Source organism: Kitasatospora humi, from assembly GCF_020907985.1.
Lineage (GTDB): Bacteria > Actinomycetota > Actinomycetes > Streptomycetales > Streptomycetaceae > Kitasatospora > Kitasatospora humi.
The window spans coordinates 83,335-90,827 of sequence record NZ_JAJJPA010000026.1 but is presented as its reverse complement, the minus strand read 5'-3'; the positions used below and the strand labels follow the sequence as shown (position 1 = coordinate 90,827).

Below are 7,493 nucleotides of genomic sequence, written 5' to 3'. Positions count from 1 at the left end.
TGCGGAAACGCCGTCGAATCTGGCCATTGCGGCTGGCCTTGACGGTAAGGCCAAAGCCGGGGGTGGTTTGGCCTCACTGGCCAGGCCAAACCACCCCCGCTTCTCGCTCCCGGAACGTCGCCGCGCCGACGCCACGCTGGCCTCAACGTCAAGGCCAGAGCACTAGCTTGTCTGCTAGCGTTCAATCTGACAGTCGATCAAGAGCACGGGAGCGCGAATGACCGAGAAGCCCCGCCTAGGACCAGGCGAGCAACTGGTCACCCGCGTCGATAGCCGGGGCAACCTGGTCTACTCGGTTCAGAAGATCACCGGCCGGGTCTTCGTCGAAGACGACGAGACCAAGGGCTACGTCACCGATGCGCCGCTCATGATGCTGACGCTCGGCAAGATGGACATTCCCGGAACCTGGTTCCGGACCTGGGCGACGCTGGTGGGCTTCCAGCAGCTGGGGAAGTCGAAGCGCCGTCGCCCCCTGGGAATGATCAAGACTTCTCACCGGGACATCTCGACTGAGAGCGGAATCAGCCGGGCCTACGTCGGCGAGGCGATGATCTACTTCAACGAGATCGCCTGGGTTCGGACCGCGAAGGTCGGCATCTATCAGCTGAACCCCTACCTCACGTTCGCCGGCACCTCGGCGGACCAGGAACGGGCGCAGGAAGTCTGGAACGCGGCTGTGGCGGAGTTCGTGATGCCGGGACCCGACCACGCGGCGGAGTGGCGGAAGCACCGGCGGGACGACCAGCGCAAGATCACGCAGGCGGCCAACGTGGTCGCGCTCGAAGGCGCTCGAAGGAACAAGGCCAACACCGCTACCGAGCAGCCGGCGCGTCCGGCCCGACGGCGCCGGGCGGAGGGGGCCTGAACACCTAGGCTCCGCCCAGCTGTCGGGCTGGGGGATTAGCCTGACAGAGCACACCGAAGACCCGACCGAGCACCGCTGCCGGCAAGAGTGAGGACTGGACATGGACACCGCGTACGTGCCGCCCGTTCCGTCCCTTGAGCCTGTCCCCCTGTCCCGGGAGGCGCTTGGTGTGCTGAGCCTGGTGGACATCGCCAGCAACCCGTTCCGCCTGCTGATGCTGCTGCTCAAGCACATGAACGAAGAGGACGGCTGCGCGGAGATCTCCCAGGCGGAGATGTGCGCAGCCCTGGGTATGGCATCGCCGAGCGTCAACCGGGCAGTCAAGCGCCTCGCGGAGGTCAAGCTCGCCTGGGGACTGGAGGACGGCGTCTACCAACTGCACCCGCAGCTCACCGACGGGAAAATGCGTGCCAGGATCGCCGCGGTCCCCGAGATCGACTCGGTCGAGCCGGCGGAGTTCGCAGCGCGCCGTCAGGCGAAGTATCGGACCCAACTGGCCGGCCTCGGCCTGCAGCAGGGTGCCTGAGCCCACCGAAGAAGCGATCGAACAAGGGGCCCCTCGGGGCCCCTTTCCCGTTCCCGAAGGCCGCCCGGGAGGAGTTGAGGCGGAGCACGGTCGAACAACTGCTCAGCGGAGGGCGGTTCAGCACGGGCGGCCAGCGCGTCGGCCGACGGCTGGCCTCCCCAGCGAGGCCAGGTCACTAGCACACATGCTAATGACCTGGCTCCCAAGTCGGGGCCAAAGCCGCTCCTAGGTAACTCGTGAGAGCGATCGACACGGCGACGGGACCCAGGTGCGAGGCCAAGCCGCTAGCTTGGATGCTAGCGTGATGGCCTTGTGAGACCTCGGACGGCCAGCGGCCGGGTGGGGCCCCGATATTCCGACGGAATACCGCGGATCCGCAGTGGCACCACCGAGGGCGAGTATTCCGACGGAATACCGGGGCGCCGGCTCGGCGCCGGACCTGCTAACCCCCGTGCTCTCAGACCAGCTGAATGACAGGGACAGAGGAGAACCGCATGGCAGTCGGGGCAGCTGGGCCCACCATGAACCTCGGTGCTGGCCGCCGCTCGATCTGGGACGACCCGGAGGGCGAGGACGAGAACGTAGACGCGGAGGGCTCCGAGGGCAGCGGGCACACCGAGATTCCGCTGCATCGGCTCTGGGCGAACCCCTTCAACCCGCGCACCACCCGGGACGAGGAAGAGTTCGACGCCCTCGTTCAGTCGATCAAGGTGGACGGCCAACTCCAGGAACTGGTCGTCTGCCCCGTCGGCGGGTTCCTGGACTACTGGCGGCCGAGGGTAGCCAACCAGCCGGAGACGGCCGAGAAGGTCGAGAAGATGCTCGGCCATGCCCCGGAAGACGAGTGGGTCATCCTGATCGGGCACACCCGGCGCGACGCACTGGAGCAAGTGGACGTCGATGCCGCCCGCTGCCGGATCTCCGAGGAGTCCATCCCCCGCGCCCGGATCATCGGTCTGCCGGAGAACCTGCGCCGGATCGCGCTCAACCCAATCGACGAAGCGATCGGCTTCGCCGGCGCGATGGCGGACGGCTTGACCCAGGTCGAGGTTGCGCAGCAGACCGGATGCAAGCAGCCGTACGTCTCCAAGCGCCTCAAGCTGCTGAAGCTCGCGCCAGCCGTCCGCAAGGCCGTCCTCGAACGCCGGCTCCGCACCACACACGCCGAGCTCATTGCCGACGAACTCCCCAATGCTGACGACCTGCAGATCGCCGCAGCAAAGCTGATCATGGACGGCAACGGCAAGGTGAGCCCACAGGTGGCGATCGAGCGGGCCCGCCGGGTTCCCGCGGCCCGCGCCGAGGGTGCGAAGGCCAACTCGAAGCCCGCGCCGCAGTCCCCCGTCCCGGCACCGCGGCCCACTGGTGAACAGGCTCGGGACGACCGGGCCTCCTCCTCCGACAGCGCCGATGCCCCCACGGCTACGGGCGCTGCGGGAGATGACTCCACCGGTGCCGACGCGCAGCAGCCGTTCGAGACGGCCGCGGCAGACCAGCAGGGCACCGAGGAACCGGATGTATGGATCGAAGACGACTTCGACGACGACCTCGCAGAGGAGCAGGCCGCCGACGACACCCGCGCGGGCGCCTGCAAGCTCGTCGCCACCGTCTTCGACATGCGCAACCCCCGCGACGCGGTGAAGATCATGGCCCCGGGCCTGCTTCTCCGCAGCGACGCCGCTCAGGAGCTCGCCCTCTCCTGGCTCACCGACGCCTCGGTGCTGGCCGGCACCCCCGAAGAACTCGGCAGCGTCCTTTCCCGGGCCGACAGCAAGCTCACCCCGCACATCGCCTTCGCCGTGGCTCTTGCTGCGCTCGAACTGCGCGCGCAGGAGAGCGACCGCCCCTGGGACGACCTGGACCGGCAGTACCTGACGTACCTGCAGGAGACCGCCGGCTACCAGCTCAGCGACGAAGAGCAGCAGCGTCTCGGCGCCTGAACACCTACGGGTGGCACTTCTCGGAGTGCCACCCGCCGGGCGATGACCGCCCGGCAGTATTCCGACGGAATACCCGACGACGAACACCACGCCAGCCACCCAGGAGTCCGCTGTGGCCAAGATCAATCCGGGCATCATCGAGGTCGCGAACGAGCGGCGAATTGCCGCTTCCGGCCAGGCCGGCGGTGCTGGCAAGACCCAAGCGATGGTCAATCTCGCCGTGGAGCTCGCTCTCCGCGGCTACCGGGTCCTCGTCTGGGACCTCGACCCGCAGCGCAGCACCAGCCACATCTTCGGTCACCAGGACCCCATGCCCGGCCAGCCGACGATCTTCTCGGTGCTCTGCGGCGAGAACAAGCTGCTCGAAGCCGTGGTGCCAGCCCGCTACCGCATCGGCGAAGGCGACGAGGACTCCGCCTTCCGACTCATCCCCGGCATCGACCTCGTCCTCGGTACCCCGCAGATGGCAGAAGCGGAGGTCACCCTCGGCAACGACAGCTCCGGCGTGCTCTGGCTCGACACCGTCCTGGACGAGCAGGTCCCCAAGGGCCGGTGGGACGTCCAGCTCTTCGACTGCGGGCCGACGCTCGGCATCCTGCTGCTCTCCGTCGCCCTCGCGGTCCCCGAAATCATCGGCTGCGTCAACGACGAGTTCAAGTACGTCATCGGTATCCAGGACTTGGAGGCGACCCTCGCCAAGGGGCGCAGGAGCCGGCTCAAGAAGTTCGGCTTCCGAGCCGAGATGCAGCACATCCTCGCCACCAACATCCCCATCAGCCCGACGGGCGAGATCGACCGCTCGCAGGGCGCCGTCACCGACGACGTGATCGAAAAGATCAACGCCCGGGCAGACTGGCAGGGGAAGCTGCTCCCCATCGTCCGCCGCAGCATCCGGTTCAAGGAGACCATCGTGCGGCAGAAGGCGCTGCGATACCACGCCCCGAACAACGCGGCGCTCGCCGACATCGCGGCCGTCGCGGACGCGCTCGGGTTCCCGCGTCTGAACTCGACCCGGAAGAAGCGCTGATCGGATATTCCGTCGGAATACCGCGGGTGGTCCGCGGCCCCACGACCGGGGCCACCCGCAGTTGCCTGCCCCGGCTGCGCCTCGGCGCCGCCGCACTCCAGCGGCCCACGGCGCGAACGTCCAGCAGCCGGCTCAAGCGAACACCAGGCGCGCAGCACTGACGGGGGCGCACAACAGCACCGCCCGCGCTGGCCTGGCGCCGCGATGAGGAACACTGGGCCGAGCGCACCGTGCGCGGACCGGACGGAGGACAGGGTGGAGAGCAAAGTGCGGACGGGCCAGCACCTGCCCGGCGGCCCCGAGAAGACCAGCCACGCGGTGGACATGACCGCACTCGTCATCCCGACCGGAAGCCCCGGTCTCATCGCGGAGGGCGTGAACGGCTTCGCGATGATGGGCACGGACGGACGCCTCGTAGTTGGCTTCGACGCTCCCCCGGACCAGGCAGGCGAGTCGGCCACCGCGTAGACCACCAACCGACCGGGCGCGCTGCCGGCCGCAACCGGACTGGTTTCGTGAATGGCTTCCAGTGCCTCCCCCGGCCGAGTAGCGTCATCCGGACAGAGAGAGGAGCGCCCATGTCCACCGCAGCACAGCATTCCGCGCCGCACGACCCCCCGATGGAGACCGTGCCCCAGCTGCGCGCGGCACTGGGCGGCCTCGCCTCGCTCGGGATCGAGACCGAGCTCGACACCTTCGAGGCGGCCCTCGGGGAGACGCCTCTCAACGAGTTCGAGGAACTGGGCGACAGGTACCGCGCCTATGTCCACCGCAACACCTCGCCTGAGGCGGTCGCTGGGCTCACGATGTCTGCGGCCGAATCGGCCGCGCAGCTGCGCCGCAAGATGGCCGAAGCCCAGGCGGAGGGTCGGTGACCTTCGTTGCGTTCTCCGACAGCACCGAGAAGGTGCTGCCCGAGCTGACCCCCAGTGAGCGACGCGCCGTCAACACGGTGCGCTCCCAGCTGGAGGCGCAGCCGCGGCTCGGCAAGCGCCGGCCTGGGTACGACCCCAAGGCAGAGGACTACGTCGTGCGGCTGGGGGAGGAGCAGACCGGCGGTCGGACCATCTCCGTTCTGTACCGGTTCCACCCTTCAATGGATGCTGCCCTGGTGACCTGGTTGGTGATCGGGCCATAGCCTGGTCCGCTGTTCCGCCGGACACGGAGCAGAACGCCACAGACTGTCTCTTCTCAGTGACGTTCAGCATCCAAATCGGCCGCGTGAGCGCCCGAGACTCCGTCAGCACCGAATGTCACTGTGACCTCGTCGGCGCCGCATGAAAAACTGACCCCTTGAGCAACCAACGCGCACAAGGGGGAGTCGTGGCCGCCCGACCGGTCCTGACGAAAATCCACTGGCTGCTGATCAGCATCGTCGCCGTCGGCGCGACCTGCCTCGCAGTGATCGGCTTCTGGGGCTCGTACATCAACGTACGCGCCCTGGCCGTCCACAAGGGCATGGGCACCTTCGCCAACGTCTTCCCGATCGGCATCGACGCGGGCATCGTCGTCCTCATCGCGCTCGACCTGGTCCTCACCTGGATGCGGATCCCGTTCTTCCTGATCCGCCAGCTCGCATGGCTGCTGACCGCCGCGACGATCTTCTTCAACGCGGCATCGAGCTGGGGTGACTGGCTGGCCGTCGGAATGCACGCGGTCATTCCCCTGCTGTTCATCGCCGTAGCGGAAACCAGCCGACACGCGGTCTCCCGCCTGGCCAAGCTCACCGACGAGCGGCGCATCGACCGCATCCGCACCACGAGCTGGGTCCTGGCGACCAGGAACACCTGGCGGATGTGGCGCAACATGCAGGTCCGGGACATCCGTAGCCTCCCCGAAGCGCTGCTGCGCGAGCAGGCTCGGCTGGCCTACATCACGCTCCTACTCGACACGGCCGGCGCGAGCAGGAACAGGGGCCGCAAGAAGAAGACGAAGAACACCGAGAAGCTGCTGGCCTCGCTGCAACTACCGGCAGCGGCGCTCCTTCCCCTCAAGCTTGAGGAAGTCGGCGTACCGCTGGAGCTGACCTACGCTGACGGCCTTGCAGCCGCCGGCGTGCCGACCGCGCCGCTCGATCGGCTCTTCGCCCTTGCCCGCCGAGGTCGCGAGTCCCTTCCAGCCCCGGCACTTCCTCCTGAGGCCGAGCGCATCGACCTGGTGCGGGAAGTCAAACCACTTCCGATGGCACCGGTGACGCCGCCCGCCCCTGCGCATGCGCAGGCTCCCGCCGAGGCGCCTTCCGCACAGGGCCCTGGTGAGCAGCAGATCCCTGCGCAGACGCAGCGCGTGCCCGCGCAGAGCGAGGTTGCGCAGCCGATTACCGTGCTCGCTCCGGAACCTGCGCACGCGCAGCCCGACGCGGTGGGGGCTTCGCCGCACGCTACGCAGACCCCGGCGGACGACCAGGCCCCGTCAGGCGTGCCGTCAGCTGAGATTGCCCAGGTCAGCCCTGGTGCTGGCGGGCGCGCACAGCGCGGTCAGACCGACGACTGGGATGACGTGATGACCAGCGAGTCCGTCCCTCAGGCCGACGACATGGCGCGGGTGCCGGAGGCGGAGTCCGGTGGATTTGCTCAGGAACAGCCAGGTGTCTCTGCTGCACAGCAGTCGCTGGCCGAGAGCATGTTGGCCCAGCCGGCGGACGCCGATGCGGTTGCGCAGGTGCAGGACGCACTGCGTGCTGCGCAGGCGGTGGGGGTGTCCGCGCTGGAAGACAGGCAGGGCCCGACGATCACTCAGTCCACCGAGCAGCCGCGAATCCCTGCTACGTGGCTCGACGGCTTCGGGGACTTCGTCCGGACTCACCGCCGGCACCCGGACCAGCAGGAGCTCTCCGAGCACCTGTACTCGCTCGGATTGAGGGCGAAGGGGAAGGACGCCCCGGTCTCACTCGACTCGGTGCGCCGCTACTACAACCGGCTCGTGGAGCTGCACCCGCTCGGTGAGGAAGAGCAGCAGCAGTTCGACCTGGTGGCGCTTGCCCGCCAGTGAGCCGCACAGAATGCTGAGGGCCCGTTCCCGAGCTGGGGCGGGAATCGCGAGATCGGCCACTACGACCCAGGAGGCCGCGCCCACTACGAGCCCCGCCGCTCGGACCTGAAACGCTGGGACTGGGCGGGAGAAAGCCCCTGAACG

8 protein-coding genes are annotated in these 7,493 nt (G+C 68.2%); all 8 read left to right on the top strand.

Features of this window, described 5'->3' with window-relative positions; all coding sequences use genetic code 11:
- Window positions 1-217 precede the first annotated feature (217 nt).
- The 8 genes from LN042_RS23360 (at window position 218) to LN042_RS23325 (ending at window position 7,349) form a co-directional block, all read left to right on the top strand.
- Window positions 218-865, top strand: a complete 648-nt coding sequence (locus LN042_RS23360) for a hypothetical protein (protein WP_230053281.1) — start codon at window positions 218-220, stop codon at window positions 863-865.
- Between the two features lie 100 nt (window positions 866-965).
- A complete protein-coding gene (locus LN042_RS23355) occupies window positions 966-1,391 on the top strand; it encodes a MarR family transcriptional regulator (RefSeq protein ID WP_230053280.1) in 426 nt (141 codons plus the stop codon).
- Window positions 1,392-1,885: 494 nt separating this feature from the next.
- Window positions 1,886-3,331 carry a ParB/RepB/Spo0J family partition protein gene (locus LN042_RS23350; RefSeq protein ID WP_230053279.1) on the top strand — a complete coding sequence of 482 codons (1,446 nt, stop codon included), beginning with the start codon at window positions 1,886-1,888 and terminating at the stop codon, window positions 3,329-3,331.
- Window positions 3,332-3,443: 112 nt separating this feature from the next.
- On the top strand, window positions 3,444-4,358 hold the full coding sequence (locus LN042_RS23345) for a ParA family protein (protein ID WP_230053278.1): 915 nt from the start codon (window positions 3,444-3,446) through the stop codon (window positions 4,356-4,358).
- Window positions 4,359-4,613: 255 nt separating this feature from the next.
- Window positions 4,614-4,826 (top strand): hypothetical protein, encoded by a 213-nt coding sequence (locus tag LN042_RS23340; protein ID WP_230053277.1) that lies wholly within the window; start codon window positions 4,614-4,616, stop codon window positions 4,824-4,826.
- Between the two features lie 110 nt (window positions 4,827-4,936).
- The gene (locus LN042_RS23335) at window positions 4,937-5,233 is read left to right on the top strand and encodes a hypothetical protein (protein WP_230053276.1); all 297 of its coding nucleotides are present in this window, start codon (window positions 4,937-4,939) and stop codon (window positions 5,231-5,233) included.
- The gene (locus LN042_RS23330) at window positions 5,230-5,496 is read left to right on the top strand and encodes a hypothetical protein (RefSeq protein WP_230053275.1); all 267 of its coding nucleotides are present in this window, start codon (window positions 5,230-5,232) and stop codon (window positions 5,494-5,496) included. Before LN042_RS23335 ends, LN042_RS23330 begins: the two co-directional genes overlap by 4 nt.
- A 155-nt stretch (window positions 5,497-5,651) precedes the next feature.
- Complete coding sequence (locus LN042_RS23325) at window positions 5,652-7,349, top strand: DUF2637 domain-containing protein (RefSeq protein WP_230053274.1); 1,698 nt, start codon at window positions 5,652-5,654, stop codon at window positions 7,347-7,349.
- Window positions 7,350-7,493: the final 144 nt, after the last annotated feature.

Bases quoted from the DNA above. Each gene is read 5' to 3' on its own strand.
- LN042_RS23335 (WP_230053276.1), top strand. From the start codon at position 4,937: ATGTCCACCGCAGCACAGCATTCCGCGCCGCACGACCCCCCGATGGAG.
- LN042_RS23350 (WP_230053279.1), top strand. From the start codon at position 1,886: ATGGCAGTCGGGGCAGCTGGGCCCACCATGAACCTCGGTGCTGGCCGC.
- LN042_RS23360 (WP_230053281.1), top strand. From the start codon at position 218: ATGACCGAGAAGCCCCGCCTAGGACCAGGCGAGCAACTGGTCACCCGC.
- LN042_RS23355 (WP_230053280.1), top strand. From the start codon at position 966: ATGGACACCGCGTACGTGCCGCCCGTTCCGTCCCTTGAGCCTGTCCCC.